The organism is Microbacterium tenebrionis, from assembly GCF_020682665.1.
Taxonomy (GTDB): domain Bacteria; phylum Actinomycetota; class Actinomycetes; order Actinomycetales; family Microbacteriaceae; genus Microbacterium; species Microbacterium tenebrionis.
The window spans coordinates 75,804-100,812 of sequence record NZ_JAGTTM010000002.1 but is presented as its reverse complement, the minus strand read 5'-3'; the positions used below and the strand labels follow the sequence as shown (position 1 = coordinate 100,812).

General features: G+C 68.8%; 21 protein-coding genes and 1 tRNA gene. 5 read left to right on the top strand and 17 right to left on the bottom strand.

Going from position 1 to position 25,009, the window contains the following annotated elements; genetic code table 11:
- Positions 1-47: 47 nt before the first annotated feature.
- The gene (locus KEC56_RS05760; RefSeq protein ID WP_227530207.1) at positions 48-326 is read left to right on the top strand and encodes a hypothetical protein; all 279 of its coding nucleotides are present in this window, start codon (positions 48-50) and stop codon (positions 324-326) included.
- A 9-nt stretch (positions 327-335) separates the two neighbouring features.
- Entirely contained in the window at positions 336-1,670 is a 1,335-nt protein-coding gene (locus KEC56_RS05755) for an MFS transporter (RefSeq protein ID WP_227530206.1), read from the top strand.
- A 6-nt stretch (positions 1,671-1,676) separates the two neighbouring features.
- Here KEC56_RS05755 and KEC56_RS05750 read toward each other — a convergent pair whose 3' ends face one another.
- The 8 genes from KEC56_RS05750 to polA form a co-directional block, all read right to left on the bottom strand.
- On the bottom strand, positions 1,677-1,940 hold the full coding sequence (locus KEC56_RS05750; RefSeq protein WP_175986327.1) for a DUF6458 family protein: 264 nt from the start codon (positions 1,938-1,940) through the stop codon (positions 1,677-1,679).
- Between the two features lie 118 nt (positions 1,941-2,058).
- Positions 2,059-2,868: an arginase family protein gene (locus tag KEC56_RS05745; protein WP_227530205.1), complete on the bottom strand. Its 810-nt coding sequence runs from the start codon at positions 2,866-2,868 to the stop codon at positions 2,059-2,061.
- Positions 2,869-2,892: 24 nt separating this feature from the next.
- Complete coding sequence (locus tag KEC56_RS05740) at positions 2,893-3,639, bottom strand: formylglycine-generating enzyme family protein (protein ID WP_227530204.1); 747 nt, start codon at positions 3,637-3,639, stop codon at positions 2,893-2,895.
- Positions 3,636-4,259 (bottom strand): membrane protein YczE, encoded by a 624-nt coding sequence (gene yczE / locus KEC56_RS05735; RefSeq protein WP_227530698.1) that lies wholly within the window; start codon positions 4,257-4,259, stop codon positions 3,636-3,638. The genes KEC56_RS05740 and yczE overlap by 4 nt, the downstream gene beginning before the upstream one ends.
- Positions 4,259-5,011: an SGNH/GDSL hydrolase family protein gene (locus tag KEC56_RS05730; protein WP_227530203.1), complete on the bottom strand. Its 753-nt coding sequence runs from the start codon at positions 5,009-5,011 to the stop codon at positions 4,259-4,261. The genes yczE and KEC56_RS05730 overlap by 1 nt, the downstream gene beginning before the upstream one ends.
- Positions 5,012-5,045: 34 nt before the next feature.
- Positions 5,046-6,392: an MFS transporter gene (locus KEC56_RS05725; protein WP_227530202.1), complete on the bottom strand. Its 1,347-nt coding sequence runs from the start codon at positions 6,390-6,392 to the stop codon at positions 5,046-5,048.
- A 3-nt stretch (positions 6,393-6,395) separates the two neighbouring features.
- Positions 6,396-8,072, bottom strand: a complete 1,677-nt coding sequence (locus KEC56_RS05720; protein ID WP_227530201.1) for a DUF885 domain-containing protein — start codon at positions 8,070-8,072, stop codon at positions 6,396-6,398.
- Between the two features lie 32 nt (positions 8,073-8,104).
- Positions 8,105-10,756, bottom strand: coding sequence for a DNA polymerase I (gene polA / locus KEC56_RS05715; protein ID WP_227530200.1), 2,652 nt, complete (start codon positions 10,754-10,756; stop codon positions 8,105-8,107).
- Between the two features lie 60 nt (positions 10,757-10,816).
- Here polA and KEC56_RS05710 point away from each other — a divergent pair, with 60 nt between their 5' ends.
- Positions 10,817-11,224 (top strand): hotdog fold thioesterase, encoded by a 408-nt coding sequence (locus tag KEC56_RS05710; RefSeq protein ID WP_227530697.1) that lies wholly within the window; start codon positions 10,817-10,819, stop codon positions 11,222-11,224.
- 31 nt (positions 11,225-11,255) lie between these two features.
- Here KEC56_RS05710 and KEC56_RS05705 read toward each other — a convergent pair whose 3' ends face one another.
- Entirely contained in the window at positions 11,256-11,882 is a 627-nt protein-coding gene (locus KEC56_RS05705) for an ANTAR domain-containing response regulator (protein ID WP_175986310.1), read from the bottom strand.
- A gap of 95 nt (positions 11,883-11,977) precedes the next feature.
- Between KEC56_RS05705 and KEC56_RS05700 the strand changes: the two genes are divergently transcribed.
- Positions 11,978-12,060: transfer RNA gene (locus tag KEC56_RS05700), tRNA-Leu, on the top strand.
- Between the two features lie 69 nt (positions 12,061-12,129).
- Positions 12,130-13,233, top strand: coding sequence for a magnesium and cobalt transport protein CorA (locus KEC56_RS05695; protein WP_227530199.1), 1,104 nt, complete (start codon positions 12,130-12,132; stop codon positions 13,231-13,233).
- Positions 13,234-13,278: 45 nt separating this feature from the next.
- Here KEC56_RS05695 and pyk read toward each other — a convergent pair whose 3' ends face one another.
- The 8 genes from pyk to KEC56_RS05655 form a co-directional block, all read right to left on the bottom strand.
- Entirely contained in the window at positions 13,279-14,727 is a 1,449-nt protein-coding gene (pyk, locus tag KEC56_RS05690) for a pyruvate kinase (RefSeq protein ID WP_175986306.1), read from the bottom strand.
- A 58-nt stretch (positions 14,728-14,785) separates the two neighbouring features.
- Positions 14,786-16,252: a glutamate synthase subunit beta gene (locus tag KEC56_RS05685; protein ID WP_175986303.1), complete on the bottom strand. Its 1,467-nt coding sequence runs from the start codon at positions 16,250-16,252 to the stop codon at positions 14,786-14,788.
- Positions 16,245-20,810, bottom strand: a complete 4,566-nt coding sequence (gltB, locus tag KEC56_RS05680) for a glutamate synthase large subunit (protein ID WP_227530198.1) — start codon at positions 20,808-20,810, stop codon at positions 16,245-16,247. Before gltB ends, KEC56_RS05685 begins: the two co-directional genes overlap by 8 nt.
- A gap of 87 nt (positions 20,811-20,897) precedes the next feature.
- On the bottom strand, positions 20,898-21,917 hold the full coding sequence (gene lgt, locus KEC56_RS05675) for a prolipoprotein diacylglyceryl transferase (RefSeq protein WP_227530197.1): 1,020 nt from the start codon (positions 21,915-21,917) through the stop codon (positions 20,898-20,900).
- A 10-nt stretch (positions 21,918-21,927) separates the two neighbouring features.
- Positions 21,928-22,731 carry a tryptophan synthase subunit alpha gene (trpA, locus tag KEC56_RS05670; RefSeq protein ID WP_175986299.1) on the bottom strand — a complete coding sequence of 268 codons (804 nt, stop codon included), beginning with the start codon at positions 22,729-22,731 and terminating at the stop codon, positions 21,928-21,930.
- Positions 22,728-23,948 (bottom strand): tryptophan synthase subunit beta, encoded by a 1,221-nt coding sequence (trpB, locus tag KEC56_RS05665; RefSeq protein WP_227530696.1) that lies wholly within the window; start codon positions 23,946-23,948, stop codon positions 22,728-22,730. The genes trpA and trpB overlap by 4 nt, the downstream gene beginning before the upstream one ends.
- The gene (trpC, locus tag KEC56_RS05660) at positions 23,942-24,736 is read right to left on the bottom strand and encodes an indole-3-glycerol phosphate synthase TrpC (protein WP_175986297.1); all 795 of its coding nucleotides are present in this window, start codon (positions 24,734-24,736) and stop codon (positions 23,942-23,944) included. Before trpC ends, trpB begins: the two co-directional genes overlap by 7 nt.
- Positions 24,736-24,966, bottom strand: a complete 231-nt coding sequence (locus KEC56_RS05655) for an HGxxPAAW family protein (protein ID WP_175986296.1) — start codon at positions 24,964-24,966, stop codon at positions 24,736-24,738. Before KEC56_RS05655 ends, trpC begins: the two co-directional genes overlap by 1 nt.
- Positions 24,967-25,009 lie beyond the last annotated feature (43 nt).

Sequence of the window (25,009 nt, the reverse complement as noted above, 5' to 3'; positions counted from 1 at the left end):
GCGCAGCGCAGGGGCACGTCGGAGTGGTAACGCCGATAATGCTCATTATGTCAGTACAGTCAACGAAACCGCTCCTGCTCACGGTTCGCGGCAGCTCACGAGCAGAAGGCGCACTCCTCGATGACGTGACGTACGCGACGGCCGTGCTGAGCGCCTACGCGGATGCCGAGAGCGCGCAGCTCTTCTACAGACAGCAGGGCTGGACGCGGTTCGCGACCGGCGTGCGGCTCGCGACCGGCGTGCGGCTCGCGACCGGCGTGCGGATCGGCGACTCCGCTGAACTGTACCTGTACGGACGGCGCTTGGTCGGTCCGGCGCGGGAGTAACGTAGAAGCGTGCCCGACGTCATCCGCTCCCCCGCTTCGACTCCCGGGTGGCGCAGCTGGCTGATCTGGTCCGTCGGCGTCGCGGCGTACGTGCTCGCGATCGCGAACCGCACCTCCTTGGGCGCCGTCGGCGTGGACGCCGCGGAGCGCTTCGACGCGGATGCCGCGACGCTGTCGCTCTTCGCCGTCGTGCAGCTCGCCGTATACGGTGGGATGCAGATCCCCATCGGCGTCTTCCTCGATCGCTACGGTGCGCGACCGATCATCACCCTCGGCATGGTGCTCATGGCAGGCGGTCAGCTCACCATGGCCCTCTCCCCCAGCATCGGCATCGCGATCATCGCCCGTGTGCTGCTCGGCGCCGGTGACGCCATGGTCTTCCCCGCTGTGCTGCGACTGGTCGCGACCTGGTTCCCCGCCCAGCGCGGCCCGCTGATGGTGCAGCTCACCGGCGTCATCGGACAGGCCGGGCAGCTCGTCGCACTCATCCCTGTCGCGGCGCTCCTGCACGCCACGACCTGGACCATCACCTTTGGAAGCATCGCCGGGCTGGGCGTCCTGTTCGCCATCCTCGTGTTCGTCGTGATCCGCAATCGCCCTCCGGAAGCCGCCGCCGACGTCAGCGTGAACACCGAGACAGGCGTCGTGCGAGTCGTCACCTCGGCCATCGACACCGGTGTCGGCATCCGGGCGGCGTGGGCCCACCCGGGAACGCGACTGGCGTTCTGGTCGCACTTCGCGACGCCCTTCGCCGGCACCGCGTTCGTGCTCCTGTGGGGAATGCCCTTCCTCACGGCAGGCGAGGGCCTCTCCCCCGCTCAGGCCGCAACGCTGATCTCTGTATATGTCGCTGTCGGAATGCTCCTGGGACCGGTGCTCGGCGAGCTCTCACGGCGTATTCCGAATCAGCGATCGATCGCGCTTGTGCTCCCGACGGTCGCCGTCCAGCTGATCGCCTGGGTGGCCGTTGTCGCGTACCCCGGACCTGCGCCGCTCTGGTTGCTATACGTCCTCGCCATCGCCCTCGCATCGGGCGGACCGGCATCCATGATCGCCTTCGACCACGCCCGCACGCATAACCCGGCCCACCGCCTCAGCACCGCGACAGGTCTGACGAATGCTGGCGGCTTCATCGCCGCCCTGTGCGCGGTCTTCCTCATCGGCGTCGCCCTCGATCTGCAGGGCGCGGGCACGCCGGCGACTTACTCCCTGGATGCGTTCCGGCTCGCGTTCCTCACCCAGGTGCCGCTGTGGCTCCTCGGAATGACCTTCATCATTGTCGAGCGCAAACGGACTCGCATCCGTATGGGACTCGATCAGGAACGTCGCCCGCGTTCGCGGTGACGCGGGTCAGAGGCCCGCAGCGTCGTCCGGTCCGCTCGTGGTGCGCCGCGTCGTCTGAGAACCCGATGCCGGGTCGACGGAGGTCTGCGTCACCGAGTTCGTCTGCCGACGACGCGCGACGAGGATGAGCCCGATGATGAACACGAGCGCGCCCGCCCCCATGAGGATGTAGCCGATCATGTCGAGGTTCGCCCATTCGACCTCGACGTTGATCGCGAACGCGAGGATCGCGCCGATCACGAACAGAACGATTCCGGAGCCGATGCTCATGGCCATTCCTTCCCGGTGCCGTCGAACGGCACATCTCTCATGGGCGTTCGCCCTGCGAGGATGATGGCAGGAACACGGGCGCGGTGCAACGGTTCACCACGGCGCGTCGCGTACCGCGTCAGTGCAGCAGGGCCTGGAACGTCTCGAGGATCAGCTCGACGCTGACGCGCTCGGGGACCTTGGGATCGCCGTACTCGAACTCCGCGAGCTCCACTCCCCTGACCTGTTCGCGCAGCGCCGAGAACAGGGCGGCGATCTGATGCGGCAGCAAGCCGTCCGGAACCCGGTACGCGGCGGGGATGTATCCGGGTTCGAGGACGTCCCAGTCGACGTGGATCCACGCATCACGACCCCCGACGAGCTCAGCGACGCTCTGTGCGACGTCGGGCGCCGGTGGGAGGACGCGCACGCCGGCCGCTGAGAGCAGCTCGGCCTCCGCCTCGTCGATGTCGCGGCCTCCGACGACAATGACCTGTTCGGGGTCGAGCCCCGCACCATGGCCGCTGTCCCAGAGACCGCATGCCGCCGCGAGCACCATCCCTCCCAGGTAGCCGGACTCGGTCGTCTCCGGGGTGTTGAAGTCGCCGTGCGCGTCGACCCAGAGCACCACGGCGTCCGGGTGCCGCGCTGCCACGGTCGGCAGCGTGCCCAGGCTCGCGGCACAGGTGTTGGTGACGAGGAGCGGGGTCTGGCCGGCATCCATCGCCGTGCCCAGTGCGTCGCGCAGGCCTCTCAGCGTGTCGTGGGCGGCGGGGAGCGCCGCGCTCCAGTCATCGGTGAGGCTCGGCGACGGCGTTCCGACGACGCGCGGTTCGATGCCCAGATAGTCGCCGAGCGCGTCGGCCGTCGCGCGTGCTCCGCGAAGCGCGCCATCCGTACGATCGGCGACCCGCCCCTGCGAGACGATCAGCCCGAAGCCTGCGTTCATGTTTCCACTCCTATCCGAGTCCTGTCATCGTCCGCGCGGAGTCCATCCGAACGGCAGCTCGCCGCCGGAGGCGGCGCGCGCAGCATCCACCGCCGCAGACCATCCCTGCGCCTCTCCCTCGGAATCGAAGCCGCCTCGGGCGAGACGCATGCCGACGTCCTCGTGGTGCATGCGGGGCGCGCCGCCGCGACGGACGGATGCGCGCACGCTCCAGGCATCATCCGCATAGCCGCCGCCGCGGAACACGCGGTACTCGTCGTAGCGGGCAGGGTCGAGCAGGTCCCAGCACCACTCCCAGACGTTGCCGAGCGTGTCGAACAGACCGTTGAGGTTCGGCATCCGTCCCCCGACGTCCTGCGGGGTCCTCACGCCGTCGGCGGCGGTCCACGCGATCTCGGGCAGCGGACCGTAATGCGGCGCGGTCGACCCCGCGCGGCAGGCGTACTCCCACTCGGCCTCGGTCGGCAGCCGATAGCCGTCGCTGTCGACGTGCCACGTGACGTCCTCGCCGTCGAAGGTGTAGGCGGGATCGAGGCCTTCCCACTCGGATGCCGCGTTGCAGAAGCGCACGGCGCGCAGCCAGCTCAGATCGGATGCCGGGCGCCGCGGATGCCGCGAAGCCACCCCGAGCACCTCCGCGAACTGCTCCTGCGTGACGGCGTAGACACCGATCTCGAACGCCTGCAGCTCGACGGTGCGATGCTCCTTGCGCCGCGCATCGTGCAGTCTCACGGAGCCGGCCGGGATCCGCGCCATCTCGAAGTCGGTCATGCGGTGACGCTCGTCCGATCAGCGGGGAGACGGATCGCGAAGATCCGCAGGAAGTACTGGCACAGCGGTCCGACGAGCAGCGCGAAGGCGAGCGTGCCCACACCGACGTTGCCTCCCAGTGCCCAGCCGACAGCGACGACGACGACTTCGATGCCCGTGCGAACCGCCCAGATCGGCCACCCGGTGCGCGTGTGCAGCCCGGTCATCAGGCCGTCGCGGGGACCGGGGCCGAAGTGCGCCCCGATGTACATTCCGGTGGCGGCGGCGAGGACGACGAGCCCGATGACGAAGAACCCGATGCGCAGCCAGAGCGGCTGCCCTGTCGGGATCAGGAGCAGTCCGATATCGGCCGATGGCCCCACGAGCAGGGCGTTGAGCAGGGTTCCGATGCCGTAACGCTGGCGCAACGGGAGCCAGAGCAGCAGCACCACGATACTCGTGAGGATCGTGATCACGCCGAACGTCAACGGCACGTGCGTGGCGATGCCCTGCGTCAGCACGTCCCACGGTGCCGCGCCGATCTCTCCGCGCACCATGAACGCGATGCCGATGCCGTAGAGGAAGAGACCGATGAGAAGCTGCGCGATCCGACGCGGGAGCCGGCGGCCGCGCACGCGCATCACTGCGGCGCCCGTTCGACCCAGGTCGGGAACTTCGGCGTGCGGCCGTCACCCGAGGAGGTGCGGGTCAGCCGGCGCCGCACCCAGGGCCCGACGTGCTGGCGGTAGTACGCCATCCCCTGCGCACCGGCGCGCTCCTCGGCCGGAGCCCACCATGCGGAGGGCGGCTCGTATCCCAGAGCGCTCAGCACGCGGCCCGCCACGCGGTGATGGCCGTTGGCGTTCATGTGCAGACGGTCCTCCGACCAGTACGCACCGCTCGACAGCTCGCGATCCGGCCAGTTCAGCGCACGGATGACGTCGGGACGGTCCGCGATCCGGCGGAGCACGGCGGCAGAGAGCTCGTCGCCACGCCGCTGGATGAGAGAACCCATCGGCAGCTGACCCGCGGGGTTCGCACCTGACAGGACGATCAGCGTGACGCTCTGCTCGTCGCAGCGGCGCAGCACCCGCGAGAACGTGTCGGCGATGTGCTCGACGTCGGTGCGGGGCCGGAGCATGTCGTTGCCGCCGCCGTTGAACGACAGATGAGTCGGTCCCAGAGCCAGAGCGGGCTCCAGCTGCTCCTCGACGATCGGCCAGGCGAGCTTCCCGCGGATGGCGAAGTTCGCGTACTGGATCGGGTGCCCTGCGGCATCCGCCCAACCCTGCGCGGCGATGTCGGCCCAGCCGCGCACGCGACCGTCGGGAAGCTCGTCCCCGACGCCCTCCGTGAACGAATCGCCGATCGCCACGAACCTCACACCACTCACCTCCCCAGCCTATTGCCGCCGGGGCGAGCGGGCGTCACCTGTCGTCGAGCGCCTGCCCGCGACGATCGACGAGGCCCCAGGCTGCACCGGCGGCCACGACGAAGAAGGCCGCGAACACCACGAACAGCAGCGGCGCTCCCCCGAGGCCGAGCAGCACGGGCACGAGCAGCGGAGCGACGATCGAGGCGATCCGGCCCACTCCGGCTGCCCAGCCGGATCCCGTGCCGCGCAGCGATGTGGGATAGATCTCCGGGGTCACGGCGTACAGCGCGCCCCATGCGCCCAGGTTGAAGAACGACAGGGCCATGCCGGAGACGATGATCGCCGCAGGTTCCCCCGCCGTGCCGAAGAGCACCGCCGAGACGGCGGAGCCTGCCAGGAAGACCGACAGGGTGATCCGACGGCCCCATAGCTCGATCAGCCAGGCGGCGACCGCGTACCCCGGCAACTGTGCCAGCGTGATGATCAGCGTGAAGCCGAACGAGCGCACGAGGTCGTAGCCGGCATCGACGAGGATGCTGGGGATCCAGATGAACGCGCCGTAGTAGGCGAAGTTCACGCAGAACCAGACCAGCCAGATGCACAGCGTCCGAACGCGGAACTCGGCCGACCACAGGGTGCCCAGGCGTGCAGCGGCCGTCGCGGCGATGACCCGGGTCGGCCCGGAGGCCGGTGCCGGGGCGGCGACGACCCCGGCATCCGCCTCGAATGTCCCGACGATCCGGTCGGCCTCGGCGAACCGACCGCGGGAGGCGAGCCACCGAGGCGATTCGGGAAGGCCCCAACGCACGAACAGCGCGTATGCCGCGGGCACGGCTCCGAGCAAGAACGCCCACCGCCAGCCGTCGTCGGATGCCGGGATGACGAAGTATCCGATCAGCGCGGCCGCGGTCCAGCCGACCGCCCAGAACGCCTCGAGGATGACGATGAGCCGGCCCCTGATGCGGGCCGGCGCGAACTCGCTGACGTAAGTCGAGGCGACGGGCAGCTCCGCGCCGAGACCGAGGCCGACGAAGAACCGGAGAACGAGCAGGATCGCCACTCCGCCCGCGAGCGCACTGGCGCCGGTCGCCAGCCCGTACACGAGCAGCGTGATCGCGAAGACCTGTCGCCGGCCGAACCTGTCGGCGAGCAGCCCGCCGAGGCTCGCACCGAGCGCCATGCCGATGAATCCGACCGAGGCGATCCATCCGCTCTCGGCCTTCGTGATGTCCCACTGCTGGGCGAGTGCCGCGAGGATGAACGAGATCAGTCCGACGTCCATCGCATCCAGCGCCCACCCGAGCCCTGAGCCGGTCAGCAGCCGGAGGTGCCGACGGGTGAAGGGCAGGTCGTCGAGCCGGTGCGCGAGCGTCGCGCGTGAAGGCACGGCCTCGGTCATCGGCTAGTTCTTCACGAGCGCGGTGCGCAGCGTGTCGAGCCCGACACCACCGAGGTCGAGCGCCCGCTTGTGGAACGTCTTGATGTCGAAGGCGTCGCCCTGCTCGGCCCGGTAGGCGTCGCGCACCTGCTCCCAGATGCGCTGGCCGACCTTGTACGACGGGGCCTGCCCCGGCCATCCGAGATAGCGGTTGACCTCGAACTGTACGAACTCGTCCGACATGTTCACGTTCTGCCGCATGAACTCGAGGGCGTAATCGGCGTCCCAGACACCGGCCCCGTCGAGCCGCTCCTTGCCGAGGTGAACACCGATGTCGAGGACGACACGGGCCGCCCGCATGCGCTGCCCGTCGAGCATGCCCAGGCGGTCGGCGGGGTCGTCGAGGTAGCCGAGCTGCTGCATGAGGCGCTCGGCGTACAGCGCCCACCCCTCGGCGTGACCGGACGTTCCGGCGAGGAGGCGGCGCCACGAGTTCAGCTCGGCGCGGTTGTACACGGCCTGCGCGATCTGCAGGTGATGCCCGGGGACGCCCTCGTGGTACACCGTCGTCAGCTCGCGCCAGGTGTCGAACTCGGTGACGCCCTCCGGCACGGACCACCACATGCGGCCAGGCCGCGAGAAGTCGTCCGTGGGACCGGTGTAGTAGATCCCGCCCTCCTGGGTGGGCGCGATCATGCACTCGATCGTGCGGATCTTCTCCGGAATGTCGAAGTGCGTTGCGGCCAGCTCGGCGACCGCGCGATCGCTGGTCTCCTGCATCCACTTCTGCAGGGCCTCCGTGCCGTGCAGCTTGCGCGACGGGTCGGCTTCGAGATGGGCGACGGCCTCTTCGACGGTCGAGCCGGGGAGGATCTCGTTCGCGATCGCGGTCTGCTCGGCGACCATGCGGGCGAGTTCTTCACGGCCCCACTCGTAGGTCTCGTCGAGATCGATCTTCGCGCCGAGGAAGCGACGCGAGTGCAGCGCGTACATGTCGCGCCCCACCGCATCGACCTCGGATGCCGCGGGAGCGAGCGTGGTCGTCAGGAATGTGCGCAGCTCGTCGTAGGCGACGCGGGCGGCCGCGGCGCTGTCCGCGAGGTCGCGGGCGAGGGATGCCGGCAGCCCGCCCTCGTCGGGTGCGGCCTCGGCGACGAACGAGGCGAAGAATCCGTCGTCGGCGGTGTAGCGCACGATCTGGGCTGCGACCTCGGTCACCTGGCGCCTGGCCGGAACGACGCCCCGGTCGATGCCCTCGCGCAGCGTTGCTGCATAGCCGCGCAGCGCAGCGGGCACAGCGGCGAGGCGCTTTGCGATGACCTCCCAGTCACCGGCGGAGGCCGTGGGCATGAGGTCGTAGACCTGGCGGACGTCCTGCGCCGCGGAAGCGATCACGTTGAGGTCCCGCAGGTGCCATCGGGCATCGTCGAACTCGAGCTCGAGGTCGAGCTCGCTCAGCAGATCCGTCTTCGTGACCTCGTCGATGGAGTCGACGGGCGAAGCCGCAGCCAGCGCAGCGCGGGTCTTCCGCACCGCTTCGACGTGGCGCTCATGCCCTTCCGGGCTCAGGTCGCCGTAGCGGTCGTTGCCGGCGTCGCGGCCGATGTACGTACCGAGCGTCGGGTCGAGGTCCGCAAGGGTGTCGACCCACTCATCGGCGATCTTGTCGATGGCGGTGGGGGTGCGCGGGGATTGCGTCATGGAGTTCAGCGTAGCGGCGTGCGCCGGAGGCGCTAGTGAGCGGCCTCGTTCCAGTCGCGCCCGCGGCCCACCTGGACATCCAGCGGCACCGACAGCTCGGCGGCGCCCGCCATCTGCGTGCGGACGATCTGTTCGGCGGCATCCCATTCGCCGGGGGCGACCTCGACGACGAGTTCGTCGTGGATCTGCAGAAGCACCCTCGAGCGCAGGTCGGCAGCGCGGAGGTCCGAGTGGATCCGGAACAGCGCGATCTTCATCACGTCGGCCGCACTCCCCTGGATCGGGGCGTTGAGCGCGGCGCGCTCGGCGTTCTCGCGCAGCACCCGGTTGGGGCTCGTCAGGTCGGGGAACGGACGACGGCGACCGAAGATCGTCTCGGTGTACCCGTCTTCCTTCGCCTTCATCACCGAGGCGCGCAGGTAGTCGCGCACCGCACCGAACCGGGCGAAGTACTCGACCATGAGCTGCTTGGCCTCGGACTGCTCGATGCGCAGCTGCTTGGAGAGACCGAATGCGGAGAGCCCGTAGACCAGGCCGTAGGACATCGCCTTGACCTTGGTGCGCATGGCCGAAGTGACATCGGACGGTTCCACGCCGAACACGCGCGCTCCCACGAACCGGTGCAGATCCTCACCGCTGTTGAACGCCTCGATCAGGCCCTCATCACCGGAGAGGTGCGCCATGATCCGCATCTCGATCTGTGAGTAGTCGGCCGTCAGCAGGGTCTCGTAGCCCTCGCCGACCTCGAATGCGCTGCGGATGCGGCGGGACTCCTCCGTGCGCACCGGGATGTTCTGCAGGTTCGGGTCGGTACTGGACAGGCGCCCGGTCTGGCTGCCCGTCTGCACGTAGGTGGTATGGATGCGGGCGTCGTCCGGAGCCATGCCGTTCTTGCCGATCGCACTGTCGAGCGACTCGATGATCTGACGGAGCTTCGTCGCCTCGCGGTGCTGGAGGAGCAGATCGAGGAAGGGATGCGGGTGGCTCTCCTGCAGATCGGCGAGCACCGCGGCATCCGTGGAGTAGCCGGTCTTGGTCTTGCGGGTCTTGGGGAGCTGCAGATCTTCGAAGAGCACCTCCTGCAGCTGCTTCGGCGACCCGAGGTTGAACTCGCGCCCGACGAGCGCGAACGCCTCGGCCGCGAGTCCGTCCGTGCGTGCTCCGAGTTCGGCGGAGAAGGTCGAGAGAACGTCGTGCGACACCGCAACGCCGGCGAGTTCCATGTCGGCGAGGGTCAGCAGCGTCGGCAGCTCGATGTCGACGAGGACGGATGCCACGGAATCGGGCAGATCCTCGCGCAGCGCCGCGGCGGCGCGGAGCGTGAACCACGCCTCCTGCGCGGGGGTCGCGCCGTCCGTCTCGGGCACGAGCTGGGTCGGATCGGCGACCGGCATCTTCTCGCCCAGGTAGCGGTCGACGAGGTGCGAGAGCGTCTTGTCGGGCAGGCTCGGGCGCAGCAGCCAGCCGGCGAGCAGGGTGTCGTAGGCGAGACCGCCGATGCGGATGCCGGCGCGCAGGAGAGCCTTGACCTGCGGCTTGGCATCGTTGAACACCTTGGGCGCGTCGGACTCGAACCACGGGCGCAGAGCGGCAGCTGCCTCCTCCGACCAGCCGGTCTCGCGGAGCTCGGTGAGCCCGGCGAAGCCGACGCGGGTCGGGGAACCACCGCGCACGACGATGGAGACGGCCACCTCGCCCTCCTGGGCATCCAACCAGGAGACGACATCGGCGACCGTGCTCTCCACCGGGGCGGGCAGTTCGACGGCCGGTTCGGAATCGGCCGGGTCCTCCCCTGTGCCGACGGCGTCGAACACCCGCGGCAGCAGCGTGCGGAACTCGAGCCGGGCGAAGATGTCGCGGATGGCCTGGACGTCGGCCGGGACCACGGCGAGCTCGGCGGGCCCCACCGGCAGCTCGACGTCGTCGAGGAGCCGGTTCAGCTTGCGGTTGCGGCGGACGTCGTCGATGTGGTCGCGCAGATTGCCGCCGACGACCCCCTTGATCTCGCCAGACCGCTCGAGGAGCTCATCGAGGGACCCGAACTGGGTGAGCCACTTGACCGCGGTCTTCTCCCCCACCTTCGGAACACCGGGGAGATTGTCGCTCGTCTCGCCCACCAGGGCGGCGATGTCGGGATACTGCTCCGGCCGTACGCCGTAGCGCTCCTGCACGGTGACCGGGTCGTAGCGCTTGAGCTGCGAAACGCCCTGCACCGACGGGTACAGCAGCGTGACCTCGTCGTTCACGAGCTGGATCGTGTCGCGGTCGCCCGAGACGACGAGCACGTCGAAGCCCTGCTCGGAGCCCTGCTTGGCGAGCGTGGCGAGGATGTCGTCGGCCTCGACACCCTCCTTGGTCAGCACCGGGATCGACATCGCGGCGAGGCAGTCCTGCAGCAGCGGGATCTGGCCCTTGAACTCCGGCGGCGTCTCGGATCGGGTCGCCTTGTACTCGGGGTACTCGTCGGTGCGGAACGAATGCCGCGACGTGTCGAAGGCGATCGCCATGTGCGTCGGCTGCTCGGCCTTGATGAGGTTCACGAGCATCGACAGGAACCCGTAGATCGCGTTCGTGTGCTGGTTGTCCTTGGTCGTGAAGTTCTCGACCGGGAGCGCGAAGAAGGCGCGGTACGCGAGCGAGTGGCCGTCGACGACCATGAGGGTAGGCTTTGCGGAGTCCGTCACTCTGACAGCCTAACGAGGACGGCAGACACCCGCCGAGGAGGACCCGTGACCGATACCCAGATGACCGGGCTGGAGTGGGCCACGCAGCGCGGTATGGGCGCCCTCGCGGAGAAGATGAGCATCGAGTTCACGGAGTTCACGATCGAGCGCAGTGTCGCGACCATGCCGGTCGAGGGCAACACGCAGCCGGTCGGTCTGCTCCACGGCGGCGCCTACGTCGTGCTCGGCGAGTCGCTGGGATCGATGTCGGCGAACCTCGCCGCCGGCCCCGGCAAGCTCGCCGTCGGCGTGGACATCAACGCGACGCACACCCGTTCGGCGACGTCCGGGATCGTCACGGGCGTGTGCACGCCCATCCACCTGGGGCGCAGCATGATGGTGCACGAGATCGTCGTGACCGACGATCAGGGTCGCCGCTGCTCGACCGTGCGCATCACGAACATGATCAAGGACCTGCCTCAGGGCTGAGACAGGTCCTCGATGCGACGGACGCGCTCCGTCAGGACTTCTTCGGTGCGAGCTGCTCGATGATCGCCTTGGCGACATCCTGCATGGTCAGGCGACGGTCCATGGATGCCTTCTGGATCCAGCGGAATGCCTCGGGCTCGCTGAGCCCCATCTTCTCGTTGAGCAGGCCCTTGGCGCGATCGACGAGCTTGCGGGTCTCGAAGCGCTCGACCATGTCGGCGACCTCGGCCTCGAGCGTGATGATCTGCTCGTGACGGGCCAGGGCGATCTCGATCGCGGGAAGGAGATCGTTCGGGGTGAAGGGCTTGACGACGTAGGCCAGGGCGCCGGCTTCGCTGGCCCGCTCGACGAGCTCCTTCTGGCTGAAGGCGGTGAGCAGCACGACCGGGGCGATGTTGGCCTTGTGCAGACGCTCGGCCGCGCTGATGCCGTCGAGCTGCGGCATCTTCACGTCCATGATGACGAGGTCGGGGCGCAACTCGGTGGCCAGCGCCACAGCGGTCTCGCCGTCACCGGCTTCACCGACCACGTCGAACCCGTTGTCGCGGAGGATCTCGACGATGTCGAGGCGGATCAGCGACTCGTCTTCGGCGACGACCACGCGTCGCGGGGCGGTTGCCGTGGGCTGCTCAGGCTGTTCTTCGGTCACGATTCCCATTCTAGGGGACGGCATGCTCCGTACTCGTAGCATCCACCCGGGAGCGTGCGGGCGAGCGCGCAGCGCTGCGCTAAAGTCGAAGACGCGACATCCGCGCCGGCGTGGCGGAATGGTAGACGCGGAGCACTCAAAATGCTTTGTCCGAAAGGACGTGTGGGTTCGAGTCCCACCGCCGGCACACGCAGAAGGGCCGTCCATCACCGGGCGGCCCTTCTGCGCAGATCCGTCTGCACCGAGAGGAGCTGTCATGGCGCAGCCGTCCCGCGAGGAATCGCACTCCCGTCGCTCCGGCGTGTTCCGGCGCCGAGCCGGGACGGGGACGGAGCCGGACTCGGTGTCCACCCGGCGCATCCGGTACATCGACGACGGGCATCTCGTCGTGGCCCCGCCCGAGACGAGCGTCGAGGACGCCCTGGCCTTCACCGAAGCGGACGAGAACCGCACGGCGCTCCTGCTGTATCCGAAGCCGACCCCGGAGGACGTCGCCGAACTGGCCAGCGCCTGGGAGCTGCATCCGCTGCTCGTCGAGGATCTGCTGCACGCTGGCCAGCGCCCGAAGCTCGAGCGGTACGAAGACGCGCTGTTCCTCGTCGTCCGCTCCGCCTGGTACGTCGACGACGCGGAGGACGTCGACTTCGCGGAGTTCCACATCCTCGTCCGGCCCAGGGCGATCGCCGTGTTCTGTCAGGACGGCCGGTGGATCGACGGCCTCGACGCCGACGACGCCTCTGGCGCCGCAGATCGCGGCGACAGAACGCTGCTCGAAGACGCGCGGCTTCTCCAGCACGCCCCGGAGTCGATCGTCTATCGGCTCCTCGACGCGATCGTCGACGGCTACGCCCCCGTCATCCGCGGACTCGCGATCGATCGCGAGCAGATCGAGCGCCAGGTGTTCGGCGGCGAGGCCTCGGTCACCGAGCGGATCTACCGGCTCAGCCAGGAGATCATCGACCTCCAGCAGGCGACGTCGGGTCTTGCAGATGTGCTCGCAGCGCTCCGTGGCGGCTTCCACCGGTATGACATCCCCGACCCGCTGCGCACCTATCTGCAGGACGTGGCCGACCATCTCAGCAGAGTGCACACCCGCGTCGGCGAGCTCCGCGACTCGCTCGCGCAGATCCTGACCGTCAACTCCACCCTCGTGGCGCAGCGGCAGAACGAGGACATGAAGAAGATCTCCGGCTGGGCGGCGATCCTGTTCGCCCCGACGCTGATCGGCGCGATCTACGGCATGAACTTCGACAACATGCCCGAACTGCACTGGGCGTTCGGCTATCCGCTCGCCGTCGGGGCGATGCTCGCCTTCGCTCTGGTCCTGTACGTGATCTTCAAACGTCAGAAGTGGATGTGACGAGGAAGGACCGCCCCGGCGGGACGGTCCTTCCTCGCGCGGCGCTTACGCTCCGGCTTTGTAGATCGGCGCTGCTCCGTTGACGGCATCCCCGACCTTGTGGACGCGGATGTCGTTGGTGGAGCCGATGATCCCGGGAGGCGATCCGGAGATCACCACGACGCGGTCGCCCTCGACGGCCATGCCGTTGCCGAGCAGGTACTCGTCGACCTGGTGGTACATGAGGTCGGTGTGCTGAACCATCTCGACGAGCGTCGAGCGGATGCCCCAGGTCAGGGCCATGCGGCGCTGGATCGTGGGCTCCGGTGTGAACGCGATCATCGGGATGCGCGAGCGCAGGCGCGACAGGCGGCGAGCGGAGTCGCCCGACTGCGTGAACACGCAGAGGAACTTCGCTTCAACGAATTCGGCGACCTCCAGGGCGGCGAGTGTGATCGCTCCGCCCTGCGTGCGCGGCTTGGTGGTCATCGGCGGGATCCGCTCCAGACCGTGTTCCTCGGTGGAGTCGATGATCCGCGCCATGGTCTCGACGACCACGATCGGGTACGCCCCCACGCTCGTCTCTCCGGAGAGCATGACGGCGTCGGCGCCGTCGAGCACGGCGTTGGCGACGTCTGAGGTCTCCGCGCGCGTCGGCACGGGGCTGGAGATCATCGACTCGAGCATCTGCGTGGCGACGATCACGGGCTTGGCCATGCGACGCGCCTCCTCGATCGCGCGCTTCTGCACGATCGGCACGGCCTCCAGCGGAAGCTCGACGCCCAGGTCGCCGCGCGCGACCATGATGCCGTCGAACGCGTCGACGATCTCCTCGAGCGCGTCGACGGCCTGCGGCTTCTCGATCTTGGCGATGACAGGCACCTTGACGCCCTCTTCGGCCATGATCTCGTGCACGCGAGTCACGTCCGAGGCGTTGCGCACGAACGACAGCGCGATGATGTCGGCGCCGGTGCGCAGACCCCAGCGGAGGTCGGCTTCATCCTTCTCGCTGAGCGCCGGAACGTTCACGGCGACTCCGGGCAGGTTGATGCCCTTGTTGTTCGAGACGGCGCCGGCGACGACGACGCGCGTGGTGACGACCGTGCCGTCGGTCTCGACGACCTCGACGCGGACCTTGCCGTCGTCGATGAGGAGGAAGTCGCCGGGCTCGACATCCTGCGGCAACCCCTTGAAGGTCGTCCCGCAGATCTCGCGGTTGCCGATGATGTCCTCGGTGGTGATCTTGAAGATGTCGCCCTCGGCGAGTTCGTACGGGCCCGCCTCGAACTTGCCGAGGCGGATCTTCGGTCCCTGCAGATCGACGAGGACTGCGACCGCGCGCCCGGCGTCGTCGGCGGCGCGGCGGACGTTGGCGTAGTTGGCGTCGTGGACGGAGTAGTCGCCGTGGCTGAGGTTCAGACGTGCGACGTCTACCCCCGCCTCGATGATCGCTCGGACTTTCTCATAGCTCGATGTTGCGGGGCCCAGTGTGGCGACGATTTTCGCGCGTCTCAAAAGCTTCTCCAGGGTGAAGAGGTGGGGGGAATCATGCGGCGACGGTGCCTTCGCCAGCCTACGCGGGCTGCAGACCGATTGCGACATCCGAGGGCGTGACAGGCGAAGGCAGCACGGTGCTGCCCATGAGGTACTCGTCGACGCCGGCTGCGGCGGCACGGCCTTCTGCGATGGCCCACACGATCAGCGACTGACCGCGCCCCGCATCGCCCGCGACGAATACGCCGGGAACGGACGACGCGTAGGCTCCGTCGCGTTCGAACGCACCGCGATCGGTGGTCTCGGGCCGGGTGTCGTCCGTGAACGATGCGGTCTCAGGCCCGGTGAAGCCCATCGCGATGAGCACGAGGTCAGCGGGGATCTCGCGCTCGGTTCCGCTCTTGGGAACACGGCGCCCGTCGACGTACTCGGTCTCCGCCACGCGCAGGGCGCGGACCTCGCCGGCGTCGTTCGAGAGGAACTCGACGGTGGATGCCAGGTACTGGCGCTCTCCGCCCTCCTCGTGCGCGGACTGCACCTCGAACACGGTCGGCATCATCGGCCACGGCTGGTGCTCGGGGCGCTCGGAGCCGGGCTGCTTGCCGATCGCGAGGTTGGTCACGCTCAGCGCGCCCTGGCGGTGGGCGGTGCCGATGCAGTCGGCACCGGTGTCGCCGCCGCCGATGACGATGACGTGCTTGCCCTCGGCCGTGATCTGGTTGGCCACGGCGTCTCCGGCCGCGACCTTGTTCGACTCCACGAGATACTCCATCGCGAAATGCACCCCGTCGAGCTCGCGGCCCGGGACCGACAGATCGCGCGGCACGGTCGCACCGGTGGCGAGCACGACGGCGTCGTAGCGGGCACGGAGGTCTGTCCAGCTGATGTCCTTGCCGATCTCGACGCCGGCGCGGAAGCGCGTGCCCTCCTCCTGCATCTGCCGCAGGCGCGCTTCGACGTGGCGCTTCTCCATCTTGAAGTCCGGGATGCCGTAGCGCAGCAGACCGCCGATGCGGTCATCGCGCTCGAACACGGCGACCGTGTGACCGGCGCGGGTGAGCTGCTGTGCGGCGGCAAGCCCGGCAGGTCCCGATCCGACGACGGCGACGGTCTTGCCCGTCAGGCGCTCCGGGGGGTGCGCCTCGACCCAGCCCTGCGCGAACGCCTCGTCGATGATCGAGACCTCGACCTGCTTGATCGTCACAGCCGGCTGATTGATCCCCAGCACGCACGCGCTCTCGCAGGGTGCGGGGCACAGACGCCCAGTGAACTCCGGGAAGTTGTTCGTGGCGTGCAGGCGCTCGATCGCCGAGCGGTCCGCGCCGCGCCAGGTCAAGTCGTTCCACTCCGGGATGAGGTTGCCCAGCGGGCAGCCCTGATGGCAGAACGGCACGCCGCAGTCCATGCACCGGCCCGCCTGACGGCGCAGTACGTTCTTGTCACCCGGCTCGTAGACCTCTTTCCAGTCCATGATGCGGACGGGCACGGGGCGGCGAGCGGGCAGCTCGCGCTCGGTCACCTTGAGAAAGCCCTTGGGATCAGCCACCGGTCACCTCCAGGATGCGGTTCCAGACGGTCTCGCCGTCCGGGTCGATGCCGGAGGCCTCTGCCTCCTGGCGCATGGTCTGCACGGCCGCGAAGTCGCGCGGCAGCACCTTGACGAACTCGGATGCGACGGTCTCGAAATCGGCCAGCATCCGGGCTGCGAGCGGCGAATCCGTGCGCTCGACGTGCTCGGCGAGCAGGCTTCGCAGCACTTCGAGGTCGGCGCGGTCGAGACTCTCGAGGCGCAGCTCTCCGCTGTCGCGGGACTGCTGGTTGACCTTGTCCTCCGACAGTCCGTGCACATAGGCGATCCCGCCCGACATCCCGGCGCCGAAGTTGCGACCTGTCGAACCCAGGATCACCGCCAGCCCGCCGGTCATGTACTCGAGCGCGTGGTCGCCCACGCCCTCGACGACCGCTGTCGCGCCGGAGTTGCGGACGAGGAACCGCTCGCCGACGACGCCCGAGATAAACATCGATCCGGAGGTGGCGCCGTAGCCGATCACGTTGCCTGCAATGACGTTCTCGTGCGGTGCGATGCTCGCGCCGCGGGCCGGCCGCACGACGATGTCGCCGCCGGAGAGGCCCTTGCCGACGTAGTCGTTGGCGTCGCCCTCCAGGCGCAGCATGATGCCGGCGGGGAGGAAAGCGCCGAGCGACTGCCCCGCGGTGCCGTGCAGGATGACGTCGATGGTCTCGCGGGCGAGTCCGCCTGCGCCGAAGCGCGACGTGACCTCGTGTCCGAGCATGGTTCCGACCGCGCGTTCGGTGTTGCGGATCGGCAGCTCGATGACGACGGGAGCCCTGTCTTCCAGCGCATCCTTCGCCATCGCGATGAGCTGCACGTCGAAGTGCTCGTCGAGCTCGTGATCCTGATCGCGGCCGTGGCGACGCGGCTCGGATGCCGGGAACTCGGGGCCCTCGAGGATCGGGGCGAGGTCGAGGCCGTCGGCCTTCCAGTGCTCGATCGCGGCATCCGCCTCGATGAGGTCGGCGCGGCCGATGATCTCGTCGAGGGAGCGGAAGCCGAGCTCGGAGAGCAGCTCCCTGACCTCTTCAGCGATGAACTCCATGAAGTTCACGACGAACTCGGGCTTGCCGGTGAAGCGCTCGCGCAGGGCGGGGTTCTGCGTCGCGACGCCGACCGGGCAGGTGTCGAGGTGGCAGACCCGCATCATGATGCAGCCGCTGACGACGAGCGGTGCCGTGGCGAAACCGAACTCCTCGGCCCCGAGCAGGGCGCCGATGATGACGTCGCGGCCGGTTTTGAGCTGTCCGTCCACCTGCACGACGACGCGGTCCCGCATGCCGTTGAGCATGAGCGTCTGCTGCGTCTCGGCGAGCCCCAGCTCCCACGGCGTCCCTGCGTGCTTGAGCGAGTTCATCGGGCTCGCGCCGGTGCCGCCGTCGTGGCCGGAGACGAGGATGACGTCGCTGAGCGCCTTCGCGACGCCCGCGGAGACCGCACCGATGCCCGACTGGCTGACGAGCTTGGTGTGGATGCGCGCGTTGGGGTTCGCGCGTTTGAGGTCGAAGATGAGCTGCTTGAGGTCTTCGATCGAGTAGATGTCGTGGTGCGGGGGCGGCGAGATGAGCCCGACGCCGGCCGTCGCGTGGCGCGTGCGCGCCACCCACGGGTACACCTTGGTCGGGGGCAGCTGGCCGCCCTCACCGGGCTTGGCGCCCTGGGCGAGTTTGATCTGGATGTCGTCCGCCTCGGTGAGGTACAGGCTCGTGACGCCGAAGCGGCCCGAGGCCACCTGCTTGATCGAGCTGCGGCGCTCGGGGTCCATGAGGCGGTCGACGTCCTCGCCGCCCTCGCCCGTGTTCGACTTGCCGCCGATGCGGTTCATCGCGATGGCCAGCGTCTCATGCGCTTCGCGCGAGATCGATCCGTAGCTCATCGCGCCCGTCGAGAACCGCTTGACGATCTCGCTGACCGGCTCGACCTCGTCGAGCGGGACGGCGGGGCGGGTGCCGGTGCGCAACGAGAACAGACCGCGCAGGGTCTTCAGCTCGGCTGCCTGATCGTCGACGAGGCGGGTGTACTCGCGGAAGATGTCGTAGCGGCGTGTCCGCGTGGAGTGCTGCAGACGGAACACCGTCTCCGGGTTGAACAGGTGCGGCGAGCCGTCCCGGCGCCACTGGTACTCCCCGCCGGTCCACAGGCGTTCGTGGGCACGGGCAGCGGCATCCTCGGGGTAGGCGTAGTCGTGACGCGCCTGGTTCTCGGCGTAGACGTGCTCGATGCCGATGCCACCGAGCTTGGTCTCGGTGCCGGTGAAGTAGGCGTCGACGAACTCCTGGCTGAGGCCGATCGCCTCGAACACCTGGGCGCCGGCGTAGGACGACACCGTGGAGATGCCCATCTTCGACATGATCTTCAGCACGCCCTTGCCGAGCGCATAGATGAGGTTGCGGACGGCCTTCTCGGGAGTGACACCGGTGATGAACCCGGTGCGCACGAGGTGCTCGACGGTCTCCATCGCCAGGTACGGATTGACGGCCGAGGCACCGTAGCCGATGAGCGTCGCCACGTGGTGGACCTCTCGCACATCGCCGGCCTCGACGAGCAGACCCACCTTCATGCGGTTCTCGCGACGGATCAGGTGGTGGTGGATGGCCGAGACCATGAGCAGCGACGGGATCGGGACGAGGTCCTTGTTCGAGTCGCGGTCGGAGAGGATGATGAACTCCGCTCCGTCCTCGATCGCGGCATCCACCTCCTCGCACATCTCCTCGAGACGCTCCTGCATCGAGTGCGCGCCGGCGTCGAAGTGGTAGAGGCCGTTCACCGTCACGGCCGAACGACCGGGCAGCGCCTTGTCGATGTGGCGGATCTTCGCGAGCTCGTCGTTGTCGATCACCGGGAAGTCGACAGCCACCGTGCGGGTGTGCTCCGGCCCCCAGGCGAGGAGATTGCGCTCCGGGCCGAGCGAGGACCGCAGGCTCGTGACGACCTCTTCGCGGATCGAGTCCAGCGGCGGGTTGGTGACCTGCGCGAACTGCTGCGTGAAGTAGTCGAAGAGCAGCCTCGGCCGCTCGCTGAGTACCGCGATCGGGGTGTCGGAGCCCATGGCGCCCAGCGGCTCGGTGCCGGTCTGACCCATCGGGGTCAGCAGCAGCCGCACCTCCTCCTCGGTGTAGCCGAAGGTGCGCTGACGGCGCGTGATGGATGCCGGCGGGTGCACGATGTGCTCGCGCTCCGGGAGGTCGGCGAGGCGGACCGCACCGTCGTCGAGCCACTCCTGCCACGGGTGCAGGTGCGCCAGCTCGCTCTTGATCTCGTCGTCCTCGACGATGCGGCGCTCGGCGGTGTCGACGAGGAACATCTTGCCCGGCTGCAGGCGCCCGCGGCGCTTGATGCGCTCCGGCTCGAACTCGAGCACACCGGTCTCGGAGCCGATGACGACGAGCCCGTCCGTCGTCTCGGTCCAGCGCCCCGGACGCAGGCCGTTGCGGTCGAGGGTCGCACCGACCAGGGTGCCGTCCGTGAAGATCAGGGCGGCAGGGCCGTCCCACGGCTCCATCTGGTTCGAGTGGTACTCGTAGAAGGCGCGCAGTTCGGGCGACAGGTCGGTCTGCTTCTCGTACGCCTCGGGAACCATCATCATGATGGCGTGGGGCAGGCTGCGCCCGGTGAGCGTCAGGAGCTCGAGCACCTCGTCGAACGAGGCCGAGTCGCTGGCGCCGGGAGTGCAGATGGGCAGGAGCGGGCGGATGTCGCCGAGCAGCTCGGACTCGAGCTGCGACTGACGGGCCCGCATCCAGTTGCGGTTGCCGCCGACGGTGTTGATCTCGCCGTTGTGGGCGAGCATGCGCAGCGGCTGCGCGAGCGGCCAGGACGGGAACGTGTTCGTCGAGTAGCGGGAGTGCACGACGGCGAGCTCGGACGCGAAGCGCTCGTCCTGCAGGTCGGGGTAGAACGGCTCGAGCTGGAGCGTGGTGACCATGCCCTTGTACCCGAGCGTCCGGCTGGACAGCGTGACGAAGTAGGCGCCGAGTTCGTGACCGGCGCGCTTGCGCAGCCGGTAGGCGACCCGGTCGAGCGCGACGCCGGAGAGCCGCTCACCCGCACCGGATGCGACGAAGAGCTGCTCGAACGCGGGGCGGGCCTCGTCGGCGAGCTTGCCGAGATTCTCGTTGGCGCTTGGGACCACTCGCCACCCGAGGACCTCGAGGCCCTCTTCGCGGGCGATCCGTTCGACGCCGGCCTTCTGGCTGCGGCGCTCAGAGGCCTGCAGCGGGAGGAACGCGAGCCCGGCGGCGTATTCGCCGGCATCGGGCAGGTCGAAGGCGGTGACCTCGCGCAGGAATGCGTCCGGCATCTGTGTGAGGATGCCCGCGCCGTCACCGGTGCCGGCGTCGGAGCCGATCGCACCGCGGTGCTCGAGGTTGCGCAACGCCTGAAGCGCGAGCGTGATGATGTCGTGTCCTGCGGTACCCCGCAGGGTGGCGACCATGGCAAGGCCGCAGGCATCCTTCTCGAACGCCGGGTTGTACATGCCCTGCTTCGGAGGGTAGGCGCCGGAGGCACCGTAAGGAGGCTGGAAGTACATCTGTTACCGCCCTCTGGTAATCAGTTGACACCGGGGACGCCGTCGGCCCGCTCGTTCAGTGGATTCCTCACTCGAAGAGTGAGGCGCTTATCGGGAGCTGGCCTCGCTCTGGGGAGCAGTGCTTGTGGCGGTGGCTCCGACGGTGACTTCGGCGGGAGGCTCGCTCACGTCGACGAAGTCATCGAGATCGTTCTGCGATTGTACAACAGCGTCCGCGTCCTTCCGCGCCCGGCCGGGGACGTAAGGGCTCGGCTCGACACCGGGGTGGCGACGGGTCTGGACGATGATGATGACGATGCCGACGACCACACCGAGGATCGCAGCCCACACGTTGCTGCGCAGCCCCAGGATGATCTCGCTGGGGTCGATGCGGATCGACTCCCAGAGGATGCGTCCGGCGCTGTACCAGATGAGGTACACGGCGAACTGCTTGCCCCACTGGAGCTTCAGGCGGTGCCCGATCCACAGGATGAACAGCACGCCGAGCGTGTTCCAGATCACCTCGTACAGGAAGGTGGGGTGGAACAGGGTCCCCTCGGCCAGCCCAGGGGGGAACGCGGCGTTGTCGGATTCGATCTCCAGGCCCCACGGCAGGTCGGTGGGCAGACCGAACAGCTCGTGGTTGAACCAGTTGCCGAACCGGCCCATGGCCTGGGCGAGCAGGAGGCCGGGGGCGAGGGCGTCGGCGAAGGTCCAGAACCGGATGCCGGTCCACCGGCAGCCGAGGTAGGCGCCGACCGCGCCGCCGATGAGCGCGCCGAAGATGGCGATGCCGCCCTCCCAGATGGCCCACACCGAGCCGGGCTCGAAGGGGTTCCAGGTGTTCTTGCCCTCGCCGAAGTAGAAGTTCGGGTGCGTCAGCACGTGGAAGATGCGCGCTCCGATGATCGCGAGCGGCACGGCCAGGATCGCGATGTCGATGACCACCCACGGCTCGGCACCGCGCTTGGTGAGGCGGTGGTTCGTCATCAGCGTGGCGACGATGATGCCGGCGATGATGCAGAGCGCGTAGAAATGGATGCGCACCGGCCCGAGATCGAAGTAGCTGACGTCGGGGCTCGGGATGCTGGTGAGCACGCCGCTGATGCTGTGAAGCGCGAGGGACATGGTTGCGATTCTAGTTCTCGTGTGAGCGGACTGCGGACGGCGTGCCCGCAGCGAGGTTCCTGGTCACCTCGGCGAGGGCGTCGAGGCCCCCGTCTCCGAGGGCCCTGACCAGCGCGGTGCCGACGATCGCGCCGTCGGCGTAGTCGGTGACGGCGGCGATCTGGTCGGCCGTGGAGATGCCGATCCCGACGCAGGCGTTCTCGGCCCCGTGCTCACGCAGGCGCGCCACGAGAGTGCGCGCGGCCTTGTCGAGCTCCTGCCGCTCACCGGTGATCCCCATGGTCGAGACGGTGTAGACGAATCCGGTCGAGGACTTCACGACGAGATCCAGCCGTTCGTCTGTCGACGAAGGCGCGGCGAGGAAGATCCGGTCCAGGCCCGTGCGCTCGCTCGCGGCGACCCACTCGGCGGCGGCGTCCGGTGTGATGTCGGGGGTGATGAGTCCTGCCCCGCCGGCGGCGAGCAGGTCGTCGGCGTAGCGGTCGACGCCGTACTGCATCACGGGGTTCCAGTACGTCATGACGACGACGGGGACGTCGGTCTCGGCGCTGATCGCCTGCACCGCCGTGAACAGATCGCGCATCCGGAACCCTCCGGCCAGCGCCGCCTGCGTCGCCTGCTGGATGACGGGGCCGTCCATCACGGGGTCGCTGTAGGGCGGGCCGAGCTCGATGATGTCGACGCCGTTCTCGGCCAGGGTGATCGCGGCACGGATGCTGGTCTGCAGGTCGGGAAATCCGACCGGGAGATACCCGACGAACGCGCCGCGCCCATCGGCCTTCGCGCGTGCGATGGCGTCGGCGACGCGGCTCATCGGGCCTCCTCCACGCCTTCGTCGTACAGCTGGAAGTACTTCGCGGCCGTGTCCATGTCCTTGTCGCCCCGGCCGGAGAGGCACACCGCGATCACAGCATCCGGGCCCATCTCGCGGCCCAGGCGCAGCGCGCCGGCGAGGGCGTGCGCAGACTCGATCGCGGGGATGATGCCCTCGGTGCGGCTGAGGAGCCTCAGCGCCTGCATCGCCTCGTCGTCGGTGGCCGGGATGTACTCGGCGCGGCCGATGTCGGCGAGCCAGGAGTGTTCGGGGCCGACGCCCGGGTAGTCGAGTCCCGCCGAGATCGAGTGCGACTCGATCGTCTGGCCGTCCTCGTCCTGCAGCACGTACGTCTTCGCGCCGTGCAGCACGCCGGGCCTGCCGCGTTCGATGGATGCCGCGTGCTTGTCGGTGTCGACGCCGTCACCGGCCGCCTCGACGCCGAAGAGCTTGACATCGGTGTCGTCGAGGAACGCGTCGAACATGCCGATCGCGTTGGAGCCGCCGCCGACGCACGCCACGACCGCATCGGGCAGTCTGCCGATCTCGTCGAGCAGCTGTGCGCGGGCCTCTTCGCCGATGATCTTCTGGAAGTCGCGGACCATCGCAGGGAACGGGTGGGGCCCTGCCGCGGTGCCGAAGATGTAGTTGGTGGTCTCGACGCTCGCGACCCAGTCGCGGTACGCGTCGTTGATCGCGTCCTTGAGCGTGCGGGCGCCCGTCGTCACGGGGACGACCTCGGCGCCGAGCAGCCGCATGCGGGCGACGTTGAGCGCCTGGCGCTCGGTGTCGACCTCGCCCATGTAGATCGTGCAGTCCATGCCGAACAGCGCGGCTGCTGTTGCCGTGGCCACACCATGCTGGCCGGCGCCCGTCTCGGCGATCACCCGGGTCTTCCCCAGTCGCCTGGTCAGCAGCGCCTGCCCGAGCACGTTGTTGATCTTGTGGCTGCCGGTGTGGTTGAGGTCCTCGCGCTTGAGGAACACTCGCGCTCCCCCGGCGTGCTCGGCGAACCGCGGCACCTCGGTCAGCGCGGACGGACGCCCGGCGTACGAGCCGAGCAGGCCCGCGAGCTCGGCGCGGAATGCCGGATCGGCGACCGCCTGCTCGTAGGCGAGGGTCAGTTCGTCGATCGCGGCGATGAGGGATTCGGGCATGTACCGCCCGCCGAACTCGCCGAAGAAGGGACCGGGCTGGTCGCGGAGGCTCGTCACGATGTGCTCCTCTCGTCACCTGCTGCCAGGAAGCTCTGCAGCGTCGCGACGGGGTCGCCCGTCACGAGCGCCTCGCCGATGAGCACGACGTCGGCGCCGGCGGCCCGGTAGTGCGCGACGTCGGCGGGAGCGAGAACGGCCGACTCGGCGACCTTCACGGTTCCGGCGGGGATGCGGTCCACGAGGCGTCCGAACAGGTCGCGGTCGAGCTCGAACGTCGACAGGTTGCGGGCGTTCACGCCGATCAGCGAGGCGCCCAGGTCGATGGCCGTCTCGAGCTCATCGGCGGTGTGCGTCTCGACCAGCGGTGTCATGCCGAGTTCGAGAACGAGGGCGTGCAGCTCTTCGAGCGTCCTGCGCTCGAGTCCCGCGACGATGAGGAGCGCGAGGTCGGCGCCCGCGGCGCGCGCCTCGAGCACCTGGTACGGCGTCGCGATGAAGTCCTTGCGCAGCACGGGCAGCGACACGCGCTCCGTCACCGCTTCGAGGTCGGCGAGGCTGCCGCCGAACCGGCGCTCCTCGGTGAGGACGCTGATGGCGGACGCGCCGCCGGTCTCGTAGAGCGAGGCCTGGTGCGCGGGGTCGGGGATCTCGGCGAGGGCTCCGCGCGACGGGCTCGCGCGCTTGACCTCGGCGATGATCTTGACGCGGGATGCCGGAGCCAGTGCTGCCAGAGCGTCCTGTGCCGCCGGGCGCGCCAGAGCGGCCTTCTCGACCTCGGCGAGCGGACGCAGAACGGCGCGCCGTTCGGCGTCGTCCACCGCGCCGGCCGTGAGGTCGGCGAGGACCATCAGTGACCCTTCGGCGAGTACTTGGGTCCGTTGACGCCGTATCCGGCCTTGGCGAGAATCCAGCCGAGCAGGAGGCCGACGACGATGATGCCGACCGAGACCCACACGAACACGGGCTGTTCGAGGCAGAACGCGACGGTGCCGGCGAAGAAGCCGAACAGCATGACGATCACAGCAGTCCAGGCCGCAGGCGAGTGTCCGTGGCCGGGGTCGGCGATCGGGTTGGTCATGTTCTCCTCCGTGGCGGTCGTGGGTGTTGCGCTCAGTCTATCG